Raw genomic sequence first — 19,137 nt, 5'->3', positions numbered from 1 at the left:
AAACCTATGAATCAGCAAGTTGGTTTCGATGTACAAGGATTTAGGAAAAATTTTCCGATACTGGAAGAAAAAAATTCCCGAGGTAAACAGCTAATATATTTTGATAATGGTGCATCGACTCAAAAGCCTCAATGCGTTATAAATGCCATCACAGATTTTCTATCACACAAAAATGCTAACGTCCACCGTGGTATACACTTTCTCAGTGAACGAGCCGATTCAATATACGAAACCACCCGATCCGAATTGGCTGCTTATTTTAACATTCGCGATAAATCTAACGTCATATTCACAGCCGGTACCACCAATGGCCTTAACATAATAGCCAAATGCTATGCCCAGGAAATTCTAAAGTCCGGCGATGAAATAATAATTTCCGATCAGGAGCACCATGCAAATATAATACCGTGGCAGCAGGCAATAAAATTAACCGGCGCAAAACTACGCGTTTGCAGATCAACACCCATTGGAGATTTTGACCTGGATAATTTCAAATCAATGCTTTCTAGTAGGACAAAGATCGTATCGGTGGCCTATATTACCAACGTCTTTGGTGCCAGATATCCCATTGATATCATCTCCGAATTAACCCATAAAATCGGTGCAACTTTCGTACTGGATGGAGCCCATTGCCTTGGCCATAAAGCAATTGATGTGACTGCTCTGGATTGCGATTTTTTTCTATGTTCCTGCAATAAAGGCTACGGACCAACGGGCATAGGATTCATGTATGCCAAGGGCCATCTACTGCAGCAGATGAAACCCTATGAGTTCGGCGGAAATATGATACTGAACGCAACCTTCGATGATGCTTCTTTCAAAGACATACCAGATAAATTTGAAACCGGCACGCCAAATACCATCGGAGTGGCTGGCGCCTTGGGTGCCATCGAATTTCTGAAATCCATCGATTTTGGTCTGGCTTCGACCCATGCAGCCAATCTGGTAACATTCGCCATAGAAGAACTTACCAAGATAGATGGAGTAGATTTAGTACTGAATCCAAGCCATCGGGCCGGCGTGATTTCTATGGTTATGAAAGGAGTTCATCCCCATGATATGTCCACCATTTTGGACACCGAAGGCATAGCGACCAGGGCCGGACACCATTGCGCTCAACCACTTATGAAATTACTCAATCTCAGCAGCACTCTAAGGTTGTCCTTTGGACTCTATAATACCACCGAAGAAATCGCTTTTTGCTGTGACGTACTTAAAAGCATTCGCTCAATTTTATAAAAATTTTTTTATTTTTTTATAAATCAATAAATTTTAGATACAGAACGCGTGTGACTCATAACCTGCTACAGCCTAATGCTTATGCGATCAGTGGCGTTTTGCAATTACAATTTATGTCCTAATTTAATAAATTTTAATAGCTTTGATATGGAAAAAATTATTGACTTATGGGGCGAAACGGGAAAGAATGTATTCCGTTGGGAAGCAAGTGAATTTTTTAGAAAAGTCGTTCTACGTCGGACAATTTCAAAGAAGTATAGATGATAATTTGCGCATTTCTTTGCCAACGAAATGGCGATCAAATGTTAATAATGAAGTTTTTCTGGCACTGCCAAATCCCATTGGCTGTATAACCATATACCCACCAAAAATGATAACTCGCCTAGAAGAAAAAGTTGCTGAAGTTAGCCTTGGAGATCAAAGAGGCCAACATGTGTTGGCAAAACTATTCTCCAATGCCGATACCTTCGGCTGCGACCAAAAAGGCAGGATAAAAATAGAAGAGCGCATAATAACCCATGCAGGTATTTCCAGCGAAGTGGTCCTCATCGGTAGCTACATGACCTTTAATATATGGGAGCCCAACAGGTTCCAAAACTATATAAAACGCATAGATCATCAAAATGATGAAATGAGCGACATTCTGAAAGGACTTGGGTTATGACAAATACAGAACATAGCCCAGTGATGCCCAGTGAAGTACTAGAATTTCTTTCAGCCAATGCAGGTACAAATTTTCTTGATTGTACTTTTGGTGGAGGTGGTCACTCAAAATTAATACTTTCTGCTGCAGAATCAAACCACCTGTGGGCCGTGGATCAAGACCCGGATGCCTACACCCGAGCAGCAAAATTAAAAAAGGAACACCGTGACCGCTTCCACTTTTCTCAAATAAACTTTCAAAACATCGATCAGCTGGGCATTACCTTCGATGGCATACTGTTTGATCTGGGCATATCATCGTTCCAAATCGACTCCCAGACTCGAGGATTTTCATTCAAATTTCATTCAAAACTAGATATGAGAATGGATAATACAAAAGGTCCTACGGCCCATGAATTTCTTGAAAATGCTTCCCAGGAAGAACTTATTCAAGCAATCAGGGATTACGGCGAGGAACGTTTTTGGAAGCGTGTCGTCCTGGCCATCATAAAACAACGCGGCACCAATGTACTGCTATATGCCGATGCCTTTGCCGATATGCTGAGAAAAACCATACCTCACCTACCTTATACGAGAATACATCCAGCAACTAAGACATTTCAAGGCATAAGGATAGCGATCAATAATGAACTCGGTGCGCTGGGAATGGCCATAGAAAAAGCCTTTCATCTGCTCAATGATCAAGGTCGCCTGGTTGTGATAAGCTTCCATTCACTGGAAGACAGGATGGTAAAAAATTTCTTCAAAAAGGTTTCGAATCAAACGGATAAAAAAGTGAGCTTTGGTGCAAAACTACTCACCAAGAAACCAGTGGTACCATCCGAAAAGGAACAAAAATGTAACCCACGCAGTAGATCAGCTAAACTGCGCGCAATCGAAAAATTTAATCATGGAAAATAGGTTTATAAATAAAGGAATGTTAGTGGCGGTCATTCTATGCTCCGTCATGGTAGTGTTTTCATCGGCCCTCGGCACCATATTGCTTCGCCAAAAAATATTCACCCATGCTGGTAGACTAAGCAATCTGGAAACCGAGTGTAGACGCATGGAAGATAAAAATCTGTCGTTGGTCTCAAAAATAGCCCAGATGCAAACACCAAATTATCTTCGGATACAACTCGGCTGTGATTTGCCTATTCCAAGCAAAGAGCAAATTGTTCGCGTCACAAATTGGAACAAATCATCCCCATCCAAAGCCTCTGGCCAGGCCATGGATGATGGCAATGCACAAAAACCAAAGCTTAGGGCAAAAAGTTGATTATATGCCATTGATTTTAAGACATATATTGAATTTTTGCTTTCTAAATTTTCAATAATGTATAGAATTAATACAGTATGATTCAAGAGGAAGAATTAAACGAGTTGATTGGTAAGATAACCGACATGGTACTGACCTCCACAAAGGAAGATCTTGTTATACCGGAAAACCTTGATAATATGACTGATCTCATAATTCCTATGTACGTAGAGGCCATAAAGATCTTTGCATCAGATGAAGCCTGTGCCGGCATATTAAAAAAATTGCTAGACTTTAGCAAAGATAATTCAATGAACATGGCATTGACTAAAGTTAGTAATGAAGATGTGGCAATATTGGAAAATTTTACCGAAAATGCTGATTCATCCGTACAAATTAAGTTATGGCAATTTCTAACCCTGGTCATTCCTGATGGCAATCCAAACTCCTATGTCTACATGATGCTGGCTGAACATATTTCTGATACCAATCTCGATGCAGGAGTAAAAATGTATGATTTTCTGCTTACAATTTTTCCAGATCATCCATTGATACTGCTGACCGCATCGGAGTGTTTTTTTGATGCCGACCAATCAGAAAAGGCCATCAAATCACTAAAACATGCCAAAGAAATCTGTGAAAAAGACACTTCCAATGAGGCACTAAACGAAATTTTACCAGAAATAGACACGCTATTAGAAACCATTGCGGTCGAATAATAGGGCATATTTATTTAAAGGTATCCTTGATTTTATCAAACCAACTAGAACCTTTGGCTTCCTTGCTTAGATCATCTTTAAATGTCATGGCAAATGCTTCAAGTTTCTCGCGCTGGTCCTGGGTAAGCTTTTTGGGAACGATTATGCCTATGTGTACATATTGATCTCCTCTATCTTCTTCTTTTAGTTTTCTCATTCCGTGGCCACGCATCCGCATAACCGTTCCTTGCTGAGTCCCTGGCGATAATTTTAAAACAGCTTCGGAATCTATTGTTTTTACATTTATTTCACCACCAAGGGCAGCCAGTGTAAATGGCACATCAAGTCTGCAGTGAAGATCATCGCCATCGCGCTCGAAATCATTGCTATTTTTAATGAATACCACCACATAGAGGTCACCCACTGGACCACCTTTAGCTCCGGCTTCACCAAACCCTTGCATTCGAAGTTTCATGCCGGAAAATGCCCCCATGGGTATTTTTATTTTGGTAGTCGTCTTCTCAGCTATCAAACCAGATCCATTGCAATTGACACAAGGATTGGATATTTTTTTGCCCTGACCATTACATTCGGGACAGGTTTGCTGAACAGAAAAAAATCCCTGGGACATGGAGATCATTCCACTGCCACCACAGGCCTTACATCTAATATCCTTTGAATCCTTGGTCGCACCAGAGCCATTGCATCTATTGCAGTGCACATTACGGTTATATTTTATCACCTTCTCAATGCCATCAAATGCTTCTTTCAAAGATATCTCGATATCATAGCGGAGATCCGATCCTGCCCTGGATGCATTGGATCTTCCTCCGAATATATCGCTAAAAATTCCACCACCGCCACCAAAAACCTCTCTAAATATATCAAAGGGATCCTGAAATCCACCGGGACGCCCACTCCTAGATGAAGAATGCCCTCCCTGGCCAAAGGCCGCATGACCATGCCTGTCATAGGTGACTCGCTTCTGTTCATCGCTTAGTACTTCATAGGCCTCGGAAATTTGTTTAAATTTTTCTTCCGCCGCCTTATCTCCAGGATTTTTATCTGGATGATACTTCAATGCCATCTTCCGATAAGCCTTCTTAAGCTCTTCGGCTGTGGCTGTTTTTGATACTCCAAGCAAACCGTAATAATCTTGTTCGTCAGCCATTCTATTTTTGCTCCATTTGTTCCAATTTGCCACTGGAAACTACCACTGATGCTGGTCTCAATAACTTTCCGTTGAGCATATATCCAATCCGAGCTACTTCAATTATCCCATCTATCGGCACTTCATCACTGGAAATATAAGCCACAGCCTCATGTAAAGCTGGATCAAAATTTTCTTTGATTGGCAACACTTCGGTTAATCCATTATTAGTGAGGACAGCCTTAAGCTGATTGAAGGCCATTGCAAAGCCAGATACCATCGGATTGGACTGATCAACGGATTTGAAACCTATTTCAAAAACATCTAGCACTGGCAACAATTCAGCCATCAGCGATGCACAGGCAAACTTTTGATAGTCATCCCTATCTCTGGCAACCCGCTTCCTAAAGTTATCGAAATCAGCCTGCAATAGAAGCATTTTATTCTCTACATCAGACCTATAATCATTATCAACACTTTCCATGGGATTGGTTTCATTCATTTCCACATCATTGACTTTCATCTCCGGATCTCTACCCGCATAATCAGTACTATCTTCTTGTTCGTTTCTCATATAATTCAATATTTATTACTAACTATCAACGGTTATAGTTAAGCTGAAAAATTTCAATATTTTTCGATCAGCCCGAGGAATTATGTGGCAAATAAAAGCATAATTTCCAAGCAAAATCTTGGTTAAATTTCGTCATTCTCCAAATATATGAAAATTTTTTTAATAAATTAGCCAAAAAACAACTTATGCTATTGACTATAAATCTGTAGTTTTCGATAATATAGGCCACATTTCTAATAGATGTATTAGAATTTTTATCTATAAATTGTTAAAGTTAACGAAAATGAATAAATCTGAATTGATAAATGAGACATATAATTTACTGAGTAAATGTGGTTGCACTACCACACATTTCAGTGAACATAAATTCACAAAGGCCTGTGCCGAACAATTAGTTACCACAGTCCTTGATGCCATGACAAATGGCATAAAAAAGGACGGGAATGTGCAAATCATAGGATTTGGCACTTTCAGCGTCACAAAACGCGAGAAAAGAAACGGTGTCAATCCAAGAACCGGCGAAAAAATAGTCATAAACGCTTCAAAGAGCGTGAAATTTAAGCCCGGAGCTAAATTGAAAGAAATGCTATAGTTACATAGCTATCAATCGCATAGGCACTATGTTTTAGCATAATATTATAAAAAAAATGTATAAAAATTGTCTTGCAATTTGTTCTCATTTAAATGGACTTCTATGAGCAATGTTTTACAATATTATAATATATATATTGGTTTACTCGATGTGGTTCGGGGTTAGTGCCTATGCTAATATTATTGAGGTTAATAATAAAGATTCATTGGTCGATGTGTTGGATGGATTGATTACTGGTAATGCCATAGATTTGGAAAAAACTATAACATTCGTCGACATCGATGATACCATCATATATAATTGTAGTGATTTTAAGAAAAGTGTGCCTGACGTAGTCAGTGAATCTTTTGTCTTGTGGTTAACAAAATATATTGATTATAACTATCGGATAGTCGGGTTAACTTCAGGTATGACCTATTTTATACAGCCACTAAGCCAGTGCACAGAGAATGATGATTGCATTTCGTGTTTTATAAAAAGGGATCCGCATGCCAACATTAGAGTCAATGGAATGCATGAATTGGGAATAAAATTTTGGAATCCGTTTAACGACGAAGAAACTTTTTTGCCCTTTGTATATGACCCATGTATATCATCCGAAACCGAAATTGAAAATGAGTTTCTTAAGCTTAAATTAGGTAATTCAGTAATATATAAAGAAAAAAAACACACGGGTTTATTCATCGAGAAATTTGCCGATGGACAATATAATGAAATTTCTGCCTGGCCGGTATTTTTAAACGGTATAATTTTTTCGAATTTCGCACGTATGCAAAATATTTGCAGCCATACACAGTGCCATAATGGAGAAAGAAAGGGCGATGTGATAATATCGTTCTTAAAAAAATTGGCTGAAATACAAAAATCTAAAAATTTTAGAGACATTTGTGATTATGTTTTAGTTATTGATGATAACATAAATATGCTGCGAAATATAGAATCTGTCCTGAATTTTTATGGAATTGAAACCATTGCCATACACTTCAATTGGAAGAATATGCCAACATTACAAAGTTTGGCTTCACTAAATATAAACCACATTGAACTCATGGAAAAATATCAAACAAAATCTTTGAATTCCGATGACTCAGATGATATGGATGATGATGGTAATGTTCATTCAGAAAAACTTTACCCTAATCCAGATGATATGGATAATGATGGTAACGCTCCTTCAGAAAAACTTTACCCTAATCCAGATGATTTCGACCAAAATAGTGACTCATTAAGCAGACAATTAATGAATATGAAAAAGTCGAAATCTTGTATATTCCACCAATATAAAGATAATTTTTTCGGACAGTAAAAAGCTAATATCAATCCATGGAATTTTAGCCAAAATCATGAATCAAAATAGTTTGAATGCTGTTTTCATTTTCTCAAAGCCAAGATGGTTTTTTACAAATTTCACAGATTAAAAATAACACCCATGGCTGTAAGGCCAACCATAGAAAATGACGAGTAGATAAAGAATGGCAAGAGCATCAACCATGCTGCTCCATTGATGGCCATCAATTAATATCAAATTGTGATAATGCCATGGCGTTAGTTTACAGGATCATCGAAGAAATTTGCATATTTATTGACCTTTAGAGTCAAACTTTGGTTGGCAAATTTAAAGCAAAATCATAAAAACATTTTAATGAAATCAGGGATCGATTGACCTATTGCCATGCCAAGAGAAAAAATAAATGGGTGCCTTGGTTTATAGTTCTGGAGATATTGACCTCAGCATCCATAAATTATGTTTATCCAATGATGCCTCTACAGACCATTGGATTTTTCGTCGCTATCCATAGAGTGGGAAACCGATGCTTGCCATAGTAAATCCCTGGCTCGGAGGTTATCAGGAGAAGATAGTAACACTTTATTAGCAATCTTGATGGCATTGATAAAATCACTGGAACCCAAATATGATTCTCCCATAAGCAGCCAATCATCCATGTCCCTAATCTCTTCTGGAATACACTGAAGGGAAAATATGGCCGTTTCAACAAAGCCAAAACCAAAGGCAACTTCACTTAGCAATCGCAGAACCCAAGGGCTATCCGGATCCACATCCAGCAAACTTTCCAGCTCCAACAATAACTCTTTGGGCTTCTTTCGAATTTTTAGCATATAAAATAATGCCAATATGATATGAATGAATAACTGCGAATATATTACGATTTTTTTACTAGGCCGAGTGTGCTGTCTTATTTCTCCCAAAAACTTCCTAGCCGCAATGCAATTGGGATTGCTATATAATAACTCTAAACACACAAATTTAGCATAGGTCCACTGACCTCCCTTCGTCAAAGCATCAATTTTTTCTAAAAACTTTGTCTCCAAATCCACAACTTTAAACTCTGAGCTATGCTAATACATAACTGGGCTGTTGGCGATAATATTTTTTACATTTTCTAAACACTTTTTTGTCAGATCACTGGATTCGGATTCAACTAAAATTCTCAACTTAGGTTCGGTTCCGGAATATCTTATCACCAGCCTGCCGTCAAATTTCTTCAAATGATCAGAAATATTCTTCAATTCATTACTTACCAAAGGCATAGCTTCCAATGGAACTATTTTTCTTACCAAAATGCTACATTTTTCCTGGGGATACATTTTTACCAAATTTTGCACATCACTTGCTTTAAATCCAAAAAAATTCAAAGCATTCAGGCTCATGATTGCCGAAAGCACACCGTTGCTAGTGCTTTCTAAGTCACTGAAAATCATATGCCCTGAGCATTCGCCACCAAAATTTGAACCAATTTCCGCCATCCTGCTGGCCACATTTCTATCGCCCACAGCAGTTCGCTCGACCCTAACGCCAAAACCTCGCAACGCCACATCCAACCCCCTATTACTCATAATTGTGGTCACAATGGTTTTATTATTGCTTAGCTTTCCTGTTTTTACCAAATAACTGGCAATCAATGTGAAAATTTTTTCGCCTTCGACCAGATTGCCATTTTCATCACAGAGGACAAATCTATCTCCATCGCCATCATGGGCAATCCCCAAATTGGAGCCATTTTTTAAAACCGCAGACGAGATGACCTCTGGATATTCGCTGCCTACACCATCATTTATCTTCTTGGTCAAATTATCGCCTAGCATTACCACTTCATCGCAGACATTTTCATAGCATTTTCTAGCAAAATGCGCCAGGGCTCCATTGGCCGTATCAACGGTTATTTTTTTTATTTTTTTATTTCCATCGACCTTTGATGCCATGGACTCAAAAAATAATTTCGACATTTTCTGTGAAATATCGATGGGTTTTGATTCATTTTTTTCGGCCACACTCGGATAGATCTCCATATATTTTTCTAATTTTTCTTCAATTTCGATGGAAATCTTTCCGTTTCTATCAAAAATTTTCACACCATTATCCGCCGGTGGATTATGGGAAGCAGTTATCATGATCCCAAAGTCAGCATTTTCTGTTAAAATGGCCATTGGTATAGCCGGTGATGGAACCACACCACATAGAAAAATTCTATCAAAAGCCGACACACCGACCATTATATATCTCTCGATGACAGTACCACTTTCTCTGGAATCTCGACCTATGACTATTCGCAACGAAGCATTATCCATAAAAGCCCGAAGGGCTGGAATTAACCTGCTAATTACTTCCGGTACCACCGGAAATTCTCCGAATCTGCCACGAATACCATCTGTGCCGAAATATTTCATATTTTCACAAAAATAGAATAGATTCCTAAAATTGCTAGCACAATGGCAATGATCCAGCTTCTCACAACAATTTTTGATTCATGCATGCCGCTGAGCTCAAAGTGATGATGCAAAGGTGCCATTTTGAATATTCGCTTACCCTTGCTAAGCTTGAAGTATCCAACCTGAAGTATATCCGAAAGTGCTTCCACCACAAATATTCCACCGACCATAATAAGTGCTATGTATTGGTTTAGGAGAATTGCAACGGTACCGATCAATCCTCCCAATGCCAAAGAACCAGTATCTCCCATAAACACTTCGGCAGGATGGGAATTATGCCACAAAAATACTAGCGACGCACCGATCACCGATGCACATATAACGGAAATTTCTCCAGCACCTTTGAAATATGGCATATCGAACTTAGCGGATAGCATTAAATCGCCGGAAATAATCGATGCCACCATGAAGAATGCCAACGATGGAATTACACAACCTATGGCAAGACCATCTATTCCGTCGGTTAGATTTACCGAATTACTGCTTCCGGCCAAAACGAAGAAAAAAAGTATGGCCATAAAGAACGATGACATGGCAAGTTCATCATGGGTAAACGGAATATATACACCGCTTCCGATGGAATACCAACCATTTTGGGATATCAGTACAGCAACGATAATCAATGTCATAACCAACTGAAACAGTAGTTTTTTTCCGGCAGAAACACCCTTGGTATTTTTTTTGAATATTTTCCGATAATCATCAAAAAAGCCAAGAATGGAAAAACAAATATAGGAAAAAAGTGTCACATAGGTCATACGGTTCATCGACATAAAGGCAATGGAACAGATTAGAGACGGTAAGAAAATAATTAGCCCACCAATGGTTGGAGTATTTTTTTTCTTAGAATGTAGATCTGCCAATTCTCTGACTTCTTCCTTTTTCCTAAATACCTGTTTTAGTTTGAATTGCTTCAACTTATCGATAAATCCGCCAGCCAAAATAGCAGCGATGACCAAAGAAAATGCAAATGCAAAGGAGCATCTTCCCCAAATATCCTTTATGTAATAATCATAATCCATAAATATGAACAGGAGGTTACTACTTCAACAACAAACTACTATTTTACAAGCCAGTAATGTCAATTTCTATACTTTATCTCACCAAAACAAACAATATTGCAAAAGCAATTAATTTTCACACAATATCTATATGGATCCAATTAACTATACAAGCTCTAGTTCTTTTAGAAATAAAGTTTATACCTATCAAAATGAAGATAAATCTATAATTTCGGCTTTCTTTTTGGCCCTACGGGACACCATAAAGCAAATTTTTACTTCCAAAGCAAAGAATGAGATGGGTAATCCATCAAATATACAGAAAAACTCCTTGAAAGGGCACAATCTCAAAGCATCTGATCATAAAAAGTTTCGTGATCAGAAATTGAATAATCAGCCGCAGACGGATCGGGAGGAGGACAATGATGGCATTGATCCGCCGCCGGTGCAGCCGGATCATAACTATAAGTTTCCCACGGAGTATAGGGATCCGCATCAGGCGATATATCAGCAGCAGACATCGATGTATGATTCGCTTCTGAATATACTCAAGACCCAGCAGGATACAGGTTCGGATACTATATTTAAGAATGAGTTTGTATCTTTGATCTTGTCGCAGAATAATGAGCCTAAGTGTACAGCGATGCTGGAGGAGCCGGATAATATCAAAAATGCGTATAATAAATGGAAGGATCATCATCCGCAGAATAATCCGCCGCCGGGTTATCAGCCGCTAAATCTAGGTGTGACGCCGCCGGCGAATCCGCAGAATAATCCGGGTGTGCCGGCGAATCCGCCGGGGAGGACGCCGCCGCAGGTGCAGAATAATCAGTTCATTCCGTCGCAGTTCCAGCCGCCGGGTTATCCGCAGCCGGGTTATCCGCCGCCGCAGCCGCAGCAGTTCCCGCAGCCGGGTTATCCGCCGCCGCCGCCGGGTTATCAGCCGCTAAATCTAGGTGTGACGCCGCCGGCGAATCCGCAGAATCATCCGGGTGTGCCGGCGAATCCGCCGGGGAGGACGCCGCCGCAGCCGCAGCAGTTCCCGCAGCCGGGTTATCCGCCGCCGCCGCCGGGTAATCCGCCGCCGCAGTTCCCGCCTCAGAATCCGGGTGTACCGGCGAATCAGCAGCCGTTCCAGTCGTTCCAGTCGTCCCAATATAATCCGTCGCCGCCGCCGCTGAATCCGCCGCAGCAGTTCCCGCCGCAGAATCTAGGTATGGCGCCGCAGCAGAATAATCAATCGATGAATAAGCAGCCGAAGTACAGTTATAACATAGGGCCTGGGCAGAATCTGCCGCAGAATCTGCCGCAGCAGTTCCCGCAGCCGGGTTATCCGCCGCCGCCGATAAATCCGCCGCAGTTCCTGGGGCAGAATCAGTTCATTCAGTCGCAGTTCCCGCAGCCGGGGCAGTATCAGCAGCAGCAGTTCCCGCAGGGTGTGGCGCCGCAGCCAGGGCAGTATCCGCAGCAGCAGTTCCCGCAGCAGTTACCGCAGGGTGTGCCGGGGCAGAATAATCAGTTCAATCAGCAGCCGGCGAATCAGCAGGATAATCCGGGTGTGCCGGCGAATCAGTGGTCGTCCCAATATAATCTGTCGCCGACGCCGACGGCGAATCCGCCGCCGTTCCTGAATCCGCAGAGGGGCAATCATAACATGGAGCCGTGGAAGCAGTGAAGATAAGTCTAATGTCAACCAAATAAATGCATTGATTTGGCCATTGACTACGGTCACCGGGGCAAAACTATCTCCCTGCCCCGGTGGAAAAAATTTTTGGCCTTTGATTAAAACAAATTCCAAATCTAGCGTAATTTTTGAATCATCTTTGGAGCTCAGCGGGAAATCATCTAGTGTAATTATCGTCGACAATCCATAACTAAATTATATAATATTTATCCGGATAGGTGTTGTATGGAAAGATTAATAATTAGGGTACTGGTTTTATTTTTATGCCTCTGGATTGGCATTTTACCCATGCAGGCAACTCCGCTCATGCAAAAATCCAAAGGCGAAAGCAAACAAAAGCACATGATTAAACAAAAACAAAAAAAGTCAAACAAGAAAATAATTGGCGGTAGAAAGAAAACCAAAATAAAACGAAAAATACTCTCTAGGACGTCTAAACAATCTCTAATTAAATCTAAGCAAAAATTTCCGAATAACAATCTCCTGTTTCGAGTCAATAGTTTAACACCAACCACACCCAGCTATAATTCGCAACAAACACCACCTCCTATTAACCAACAAGTACCCATACCCATTGTTCATATGCCATTCATTGCTCCAAACACGACTTTGCACCCTAATCAGCCTAAAATTAATCTATCATCCACGGACTATAAAAATGCAAATCTTTTTTGGGATAATATGGTATGCCAAGTAGACCCATCAAAATTTGATAACTGTAGTTTGAAATTTGATAAATTAATAGGACAAGGTGGATTTGGCCAGGTATGGAGCGGTAGTATATTAGATACCACCGGAAAAACCATTAAAAAAGTAATAATAAAAACTGCCCTCAAGCAAACAATGCAACCTTATCTAAAAGAAGAGCATAAACAATCCAATGCCCTAGCTTTAGCTATCAAAAATGAAATATATAATCCAAGTCCTGAAAATCAAAACGGCAATAAACAAAACCCATCGGTGGATTTTGGAAAATTTCAAGGCGCTGCTGGCATAGTACATGTGCTAGGACGAGGGTTTTTAAATATTCAATCTCCGAAATACCTCGTATTTAATCAGAAAAATGGCAATGCAATAATCCAAGAACTTGTCGCAGGTGAAAACCTATTCGATGCCCTTCAAGTTAATCCTGCAACAGCTCCTCTTCACCCACCTTATAATGCCAAAGGTGGCCATCCTTCCGATCTTTATGGGGCCCTGCGACGCACTCTGTCTTTGGCAGCAGAAGTAATGGCAATCCATTCCGCAGGCTATGTACATAACGACCTGAAAGAAGCAAATATTATGATACTGAACGACAGCACCGAGGCAGGAGAACCAATTTATCCTACAAAAATAATAGACCTTGGAGCCATAAAAAAAATAGGTGAAACAGTCTCTGCCTTCTCTAACAATGGCGGGCCTGAATTAATGTCCAGTGAATCCAAAAAACGCACGCTTGAAGGTTTAAAAAACAAAATTGCAGAACACAACGCAAATTTGTCTGAAATGAAAAAAAATCAGGATAAGTCCAACCCTAAATTAAAAGAAAACATCGATAAAACAATTATGGAAATAAATAAACTCAACAAAATCTATAACGACATTTCTCTCCTGAAATCTCATCCAAGCTATGACATATACTCCATGGCCACGGTCTTTCCACCCATACTTTTTGGGTTTAGAGGATTATGTCTCTCTTATTCACTATTTACCAACTATTCCAAACAATACCTAACAGAGATAAAAAAAATGAATTTCGATGAAAGGATTAAATATTTCGAAAATAAACTATTTAATTTAAATAATATCATGCGAAAAGATACAGGAAATTCCTACGATGATCAAACCATTAAAGCCTTGGCATCTCTATTGGCCTGGATGCTCACCGAAGAACCATATCTACGGCCAAATGCCGCCCAGGTATTTAACCAACTGCAAGACATACTCGACCAATACTATGCTTCCAATAGCAAAAACAAAAAACAATCAACTTTAAAACCATAGGTCCTGCTCTGGCTTAAATCATATATATATGGGCTAAAATACTGTCTAAGATTCGGCAATTACATTTTTTTACCATCGACATTTCATAGATAAATTACATACTAATCAGAGCGAAAAAATGAATATAAAAGCACTAAAAATATTAATTTTTTTATTTTGTATTTATACAGGAAATTTACAGATAGAAGCCAGACATCAAAAATCAAAACACAGAATCAAACGGAAAAGTAGAATTACCAAAAAACGAAAAACTAAGAGAAATACCTTCGTCAGAAAAAAGCATAAAAAATCTTCTAGAAAAAAAAGGCAATCTAAAAGTCAACCTATAGCTTCTGTGCCACAACAGCAAACCTTTCTAACCACACCGGTTATCAACCAAACTTTTACCAATGCAGGCTCACCAAAACCATCAATTCCTCCTTTAACCACTGTGCCGATGCCACCACCAATTTATCCACCAATTCCACAAACCAAGCAAAAAACTTTTATAGCCTATTCGGATACCCACGGAAATTATCAAAATTATACCAATATGGTTAGGGCCATAGCTTCACATGGGAATCCAATCGAAACCAGTGTGCTTTTTAATGGAGATTTTTGCACCTACTGGGATGGTAATAGCACATTTTTAAATGGAACCAATGCGAATAAAAATCAACAGCATCTATACTTTCTAAATACTTTTACTAATGAATACAACATAGACAAAAGGTTATTGAGAGTTTTTAATCTAGGTAACCATGAATTTCTTGGTGGTACAGGATACAAAGCGGAATCATCTTACTGGAGACAATTCGTTGACGAATTTGATAGAAAAAGAAGCAGCGGCCAAAACATACATATGATAAACAGTTGCTGCCTTCCGGCATTCAACTATCCAGAAGATAGAAAAAACATTGAGACCTATGTCATATCTGGTAATGTAGGCTATGTAAGTTGGATTACCATGGAGATTTTTGCCAATAACAAACATTATTCTAGCCATAATCCAAAGGAATGGTTCAGACAAGAATGGATAAATGATGGTTGCATACTTAGCAATACCTTGAATAAAATGAGAAATTCAATCGATAGTAAACATATACTTAGTAACTATAGCGTCAACGAACATATAAATCAAAATAACATTATAATCCGTGAATTCATGAAAAATATGACAAGCTGCATCCGTCAATTGGAACATAACAACCCCCATGGCATGTTGTATTTGAATGTGGCATCCCATGAAGCTCGATGGAGCATATTACCTGTATTGGCATTAATATTTAATATTTTAACGCCCAAATATTACCAAATATTTCATCGATTGATCATAAATGTCATAACCGGCCATGATCATAACGAAAAATCTCCAAAATATAAAGCATCTCCATATTTTATATTAAATTGCAATTTGAAGATTAATTACAATTATTGGCGTACTAAAAATTCCAAAAAAACTATCCAACTTCCTCAGAGCTATAAATTCTCCAATTTACCTAAAATTAACATACTTACGCCAGGAGCTTGTGGTAATAATGGTGTGAAGATTGATTTCAATGATAATATGGATAACCTAAGCATTATTTAGCATTAATTAATATTCATTTTTTAGAAAAATTAAAATAAATAATGACCAAAACAGTTATGCTGATTTTGAGTACCAAAAAAAAGACAAGAGATAAAAGACAAATTTCAAGAAGATAAAAAGGAATCAGAAGAATAGCAAAACAAAGAAGAATAAAAAATCGAGCAATTAGCTGCCTAAATAGCCCCTACCCCATCACCAACCAAAGCATTTATTGTTTATGATTTTTGCGATTTTGAAGGCTTTATGAATTGACCACCATTAAATATTTTACATAATTATTCGCGGAATATGGGTGGGAAAACAATAGCTATAATTTTATTCGTTGTCGGATTTGCATATGATGCCATAGCCTCAAAAGCCATGGCCGATTCTACAAAAAATCCAACAAATGATTCAACCAAACTCTTAACCGATGATCAAATAAAAGAAATACGCAACCAAAAAATTCTCATGCTACTTTCCAGGGAATTAACTACCAAAGAAAGGGCTCAAATAAATGGCCTTCCTAACGGGTCCATTGTGGATTGCAATAACACCAGGATAATGGACCTAGATTCCATTCTCTATGGACTAAAAAGATATATTGGAGAAGATCGTGCGCGATATTACAAAAATATTTCGCTTATAGAAAATAAAAAAAAATTTTTAGCAGAATTGAAAAATTTTTTCGAAAAACAACCATTTCAGGAATTTTCCACCGATCCAAACGCAGCTGATGCCACCAAACACATACCCATAGGTCCGGAACCGGAAGATGTCCATAACAAAAATAAAACGGATCACATTGCAGCTTTGATGGAATTGGCTGGAAGGTTAGAAGATAATGAACCGGCAAGACATAGCCTAGTGGTATTCATAGCCATGCACGAATTTAGAGATATCATAGCAAAATCCATAGCAGCATTAAAAAAATTAGGCACTGACAAAACAGATTATCACATGGTTCGATTCTATTTTGCCAATAATATGGACTGCCGAGCAAGCACAAATGATTCCCATGGCAATGATATTTTTTTGGATTTTTTGACCAAAAGTAAATATACATTCCACACCTTACCAATATTTCACGATAACGCACTCGTAGATTATTTCGTTGGCACTGCATCATTCACTGATGAAAAATTCTCCGCCATGTTCCATGAATTTGGGCATTCCTGGTATGTATACCTGCGTGTATACTTAAATGAAAACGACACGTATAATGACCTTAAGAACTTACCATCCTTTGAAAACTTTAAATCATCGAAGCTTTTAAGAGAAATATTTCCCATGTGCAAAAATCCTATATTTTCAAAAGATGATATAGAAAATATTATCGCCAATGAATTCAAAGGCAATGAAAATGGTTTCATTAGAGAGTATATGAAAGATGCTATCAACAAAATTTTTTCAAAAAACTGTATGAATTCCATAATGAAAAATGTCATTCCAAAAGACAATAAAAATAATGAAAAAAAATATATGGAAGATTGCATGCGTAAGATTATCGATTATATAGGCAGTAAGTTTTATAAAAATACTAGCCGCATAGACTGCATGTTAAACCTACTTAATGCTGCGGCCTATAATAAAATCTGGTCAAATGCTCATGAAATTGCTCAGGTTCTAGGCCTAGATAAAATCGGAAACACTGTATTTATAAACAGATTAAGTGATTTTGACTATAGCGTAGTTGCTAAACTTCCATTCAGGACAGCCTATTACAGTGGTAATGCAGCATATCTAGTCAATCCTTCTACCCAAAAAAACATTAAACAATTCAAATTTTTGAACCTCACCACGCGCACTCTAACGAGAATAAAAGAATTACGCGATAAAAATATAGAAACTATCTTACCATCGGAAAATGCACTGAGGCTATTGTTTGTGTTACACGGCAGAGACTTCGATGATTATAAAGTAACAAAGCAAAAAAATGCCCATGCCATAGATCGCAAAAATATTGATAAAAATGCTGCAGCGCCACGCCTGATGGAAGAAAAAAAAGATGCAGCAAATAACTTAATTCCAACCACACCAGAAGCTAATATCATAATAATAAATCAAGGAAATCGAAATCAAGAACCTGATGAACAACTAATGATGAAAAATATAGATTTAATATCAATGCACACCAGAAGAGGTAGAAAAAAATCAAAGAAAAAATTAACCCCAAAAGGCAGAAGAAAGAAATTGAAACAAAAAAGAATGAAAACCAAAAAACGTAAACATATTCATAAAACATCAGAAACTGATGTCGTAGTAATAAATCAAGAATCTGATGAACAACTGATGAAAAAAATACAGATTTAATGCCAGTGAGAAGTAGAAAAAATCAAAGAAAAAATCAACAAAAAGAGGCCGAAGAAAAAAATCAAAACCGAAAAGAATGAAGACCAAAAAACATAAACATATTCATAAAACAAATATAACTTAAATTATCAATGAATGGCATAGCAACGCGCTGTTTTTGTCTAAAATCTAGCTAAAAGATAAAAATACTCGAAAAATTATTAAGCATCATAATCTCTTGCAGTATTTATCAATACTCCTACGAAATTTTCCTGCACTTGCACTAACATGAATATTTGCAACACCTTATGGAACAAATCATAAGGTTTCGAACCAAGTAACAGAGTGTCATCGCGTTTTTATATTGACATAATGCCATGGCTATTCCAGTCTTAACACAACTTCTTTGAAATGGATAGTATATGAAAAAATTAATGATTAAAATATTTGTTGGGATTATCTGTCTGGGCAATGGCTATGTTCAGGCCACCGAAGATGCTGTTAATAAATCTGCAATCTCTCAAAAAAAAGAATTGAATAGACCTTCAAAAACCAACGTAGGTGAAAAACCAAAGAATGCGAAAAAAACAGAGGATACAAAAAAACCAGAAGCGAATGAAGAATCCGATGAAGGTAAAAAATCAGCGGGCAATGGCCAAAATAATAATAAATTTTTGTCAAAAAATACACAAATAGCAGAAAATCTCAATGATGATCAAAGATTTAAAAATCTCATGGCCATA

At 38.2% G+C, this 19,137-nt stretch carries 17 protein-coding genes; 12 read left to right on the top strand and 5 right to left on the bottom strand.

The annotated features are described in order from the left end of the window. The first annotated feature begins 6 nt into the window (after nt 1–6). The 5 genes from LBH49_01030 (at nt 7) to LBH49_01010 (ending at nt 3,858) form a co-directional block, all read left to right on the top strand. Nucleotides 7–1,239: a cysteine desulfurase gene (locus LBH49_01030; GenBank protein ID MDR0351218.1), complete on the top strand. Its 1,233-nt coding sequence runs from the start codon at nt 7–9 to the stop codon at nt 1,237–1,239. A gap of 208 nt (nt 1,240–1,447) precedes the next feature. Beyond that, a complete protein-coding gene (locus LBH49_01025; protein ID MDR0351217.1) occupies nt 1,448–1,903 on the top strand; it encodes a hypothetical protein in 456 nt (151 codons plus the stop codon). Next, nucleotides 1,900–2,802 carry a 16S rRNA (cytosine(1402)-N(4))-methyltransferase RsmH gene (rsmH, locus tag LBH49_01020; GenBank protein MDR0351216.1) on the top strand — a complete coding sequence of 301 codons (903 nt, stop codon included), beginning with the start codon at nt 1,900–1,902 and terminating at the stop codon, nt 2,800–2,802. Before LBH49_01025 ends, rsmH begins: the two co-directional genes overlap by 4 nt. Next, the gene (locus LBH49_01015) at nt 2,792–3,160 is read left to right on the top strand and encodes a hypothetical protein (protein MDR0351215.1); all 369 of its coding nucleotides are present in this window, start codon (nt 2,792–2,794) and stop codon (nt 3,158–3,160) included. Before rsmH ends, LBH49_01015 begins: the two co-directional genes overlap by 11 nt. A gap of 77 nt (nt 3,161–3,237) precedes the next feature. Further along, the gene (locus LBH49_01010; protein ID MDR0351214.1) at nt 3,238–3,858 is read left to right on the top strand and encodes a hypothetical protein; all 621 of its coding nucleotides are present in this window, start codon (nt 3,238–3,240) and stop codon (nt 3,856–3,858) included. Between the two features lie 10 nt (nt 3,859–3,868). On the opposite strand, the gene dnaJ is transcribed toward LBH49_01010, so the two are convergent. Next, nucleotides 3,869–5,008: a molecular chaperone DnaJ gene (gene dnaJ, locus LBH49_01005; GenBank protein ID MDR0351213.1), complete on the bottom strand. Its 1,140-nt coding sequence runs from the start codon at nt 5,006–5,008 to the stop codon at nt 3,869–3,871. A gap of 1 nt (nt 5,009) precedes the next feature. Next, nucleotides 5,010–5,561 carry a nucleotide exchange factor GrpE gene (locus LBH49_01000; protein ID MDR0351212.1) on the bottom strand — a complete coding sequence of 184 codons (552 nt, stop codon included), beginning with the start codon at nt 5,559–5,561 and terminating at the stop codon, nt 5,010–5,012. 283 nt (nt 5,562–5,844) lie between these two features. Here LBH49_01000 and LBH49_00995 point away from each other — a divergent pair, with 283 nt between their 5' ends. Both LBH49_00995 and LBH49_00990 read left to right on the top strand, forming a co-directional pair. Then, the gene (locus LBH49_00995; GenBank protein MDR0351211.1) at nt 5,845–6,153 is read left to right on the top strand and encodes an HU family DNA-binding protein; all 309 of its coding nucleotides are present in this window, start codon (nt 5,845–5,847) and stop codon (nt 6,151–6,153) included. 148 nt (nt 6,154–6,301) lie between these two features. Then, nucleotides 6,302–7,459 (top strand): hypothetical protein, encoded by a 1,158-nt coding sequence (locus tag LBH49_00990; protein MDR0351210.1) that lies wholly within the window; start codon nt 6,302–6,304, stop codon nt 7,457–7,459. Nucleotides 7,460–7,917: 458 nt separating this feature from the next. Here the strand turns inward: LBH49_00990 and LBH49_00985 are convergent, their stop codons facing one another. The 3 genes from LBH49_00985 to mraY are packed head-to-tail and all read right to left on the bottom strand — an operon-like array spanning nt 7,918 to nt 10,904. Further along, on the bottom strand, nt 7,918–8,490 hold the full coding sequence (locus LBH49_00985) for a hypothetical protein (GenBank protein ID MDR0351209.1): 573 nt from the start codon (nt 8,488–8,490) through the stop codon (nt 7,918–7,920). A 21-nt stretch (nt 8,491–8,511) separates the two neighbouring features. Continuing rightward, nucleotides 8,512–9,840: a hypothetical protein gene (locus tag LBH49_00980; protein ID MDR0351208.1), complete on the bottom strand. Its 1,329-nt coding sequence runs from the start codon at nt 9,838–9,840 to the stop codon at nt 8,512–8,514. Further along, on the bottom strand, nt 9,837–10,904 hold the full coding sequence (gene mraY / locus LBH49_00975; GenBank protein ID MDR0351207.1) for a phospho-N-acetylmuramoyl-pentapeptide-transferase: 1,068 nt from the start codon (nt 10,902–10,904) through the stop codon (nt 9,837–9,839). Before mraY ends, LBH49_00980 begins: the two co-directional genes overlap by 4 nt. A 130-nt stretch (nt 10,905–11,034) precedes the next feature. Between mraY and LBH49_00970 the strand changes: the two genes are divergently transcribed. The 5 genes from LBH49_00970 to LBH49_00950 all read left to right on the top strand — a co-directional run. Next, nucleotides 11,035–12,558: a hypothetical protein gene (locus tag LBH49_00970; protein MDR0351206.1), complete on the top strand. Its 1,524-nt coding sequence runs from the start codon at nt 11,035–11,037 to the stop codon at nt 12,556–12,558. A gap of 234 nt (nt 12,559–12,792) precedes the next feature. After that, a complete protein-coding gene (locus LBH49_00965) occupies nt 12,793–14,553 on the top strand; it encodes a hypothetical protein (GenBank protein MDR0351205.1) in 1,761 nt (586 codons plus the stop codon). 118 nt (nt 14,554–14,671) lie between these two features. After that, nucleotides 14,672–16,123 carry a hypothetical protein gene (locus tag LBH49_00960; GenBank protein MDR0351204.1) on the top strand — a complete coding sequence of 484 codons (1,452 nt, stop codon included), beginning with the start codon at nt 14,672–14,674 and terminating at the stop codon, nt 16,121–16,123. Between the two features lie 288 nt (nt 16,124–16,411). After that, nucleotides 16,412–18,415, top strand: a complete 2,004-nt coding sequence (locus tag LBH49_00955; GenBank protein MDR0351203.1) for a hypothetical protein — start codon at nt 16,412–16,414, stop codon at nt 18,413–18,415. Between the two features lie 401 nt (nt 18,416–18,816). Further along, nucleotides 18,817–19,137 (top strand): hypothetical protein (locus LBH49_00950; protein ID MDR0351202.1); only part of this gene is annotated, 321 nt, incomplete at its 3' end.

It is taken from the genome of Puniceicoccales bacterium, from assembly GCA_031255005.1.
GTDB lineage: Bacteria > Verrucomicrobiota > Verrucomicrobiia > Opitutales > LL51 > JAIRTH01.
The sequence above is the reverse complement of the archived record's forward strand: the minus strand, read 5'-3'. Positions and strand labels throughout refer to the sequence as shown.

What these genes read in the sequence shown, in the direction of transcription:
- LBH49_01030 (MDR0351218.1), top strand. Translation starts at nt 7, where the DNA reads ATGAATCAGCAAGTTGGTTTCGATGTACAAGGATTTAGGAAAAATTTT.
- rsmH (MDR0351216.1), top strand. Translation starts at nt 1,900, where the DNA reads ATGACAAATACAGAACATAGCCCAGTGATGCCCAGTGAAGTACTAGAA.
- LBH49_01015 (MDR0351215.1), top strand. Translation starts at nt 2,792, where the DNA reads ATGGAAAATAGGTTTATAAATAAAGGAATGTTAGTGGCGGTCATTCTA.
- LBH49_01010 (MDR0351214.1), top strand. Translation starts at nt 3,238, where the DNA reads ATGATTCAAGAGGAAGAATTAAACGAGTTGATTGGTAAGATAACCGAC.
- dnaJ (MDR0351213.1), bottom strand. Translation starts at nt 5,008, where the DNA reads ATGGCTGACGAACAAGATTATTACGGTTTGCTTGGAGTATCAAAAACA.
- LBH49_01000 (MDR0351212.1), bottom strand. Translation starts at nt 5,561, where the DNA reads ATGAGAAACGAACAAGAAGATAGTACTGATTATGCGGGTAGAGATCCG.
- LBH49_00995 (MDR0351211.1), top strand. Translation starts at nt 5,845, where the DNA reads ATGAATAAATCTGAATTGATAAATGAGACATATAATTTACTGAGTAAA.
- LBH49_00990 (MDR0351210.1), top strand. Translation starts at nt 6,302, where the DNA reads ATGTGGTTCGGGGTTAGTGCCTATGCTAATATTATTGAGGTTAATAAT.
- LBH49_00980 (MDR0351208.1), bottom strand. Translation starts at nt 9,840, where the DNA reads ATGAAATATTTCGGCACAGATGGTATTCGTGGCAGATTCGGAGAATTT.
- mraY (MDR0351207.1), bottom strand. Translation starts at nt 10,904, where the DNA reads ATGGATTATGATTATTACATAAAGGATATTTGGGGAAGATGCTCCTTT.
- LBH49_00970 (MDR0351206.1), top strand. Translation starts at nt 11,035, where the DNA reads ATGGATCCAATTAACTATACAAGCTCTAGTTCTTTTAGAAATAAAGTT.
- LBH49_00965 (MDR0351205.1), top strand. Translation starts at nt 12,793, where the DNA reads ATGGAAAGATTAATAATTAGGGTACTGGTTTTATTTTTATGCCTCTGG.
- LBH49_00960 (MDR0351204.1), top strand. Translation starts at nt 14,672, where the DNA reads ATGAATATAAAAGCACTAAAAATATTAATTTTTTTATTTTGTATTTAT.
- LBH49_00955 (MDR0351203.1), top strand. Translation starts at nt 16,412, where the DNA reads ATGGGTGGGAAAACAATAGCTATAATTTTATTCGTTGTCGGATTTGCA.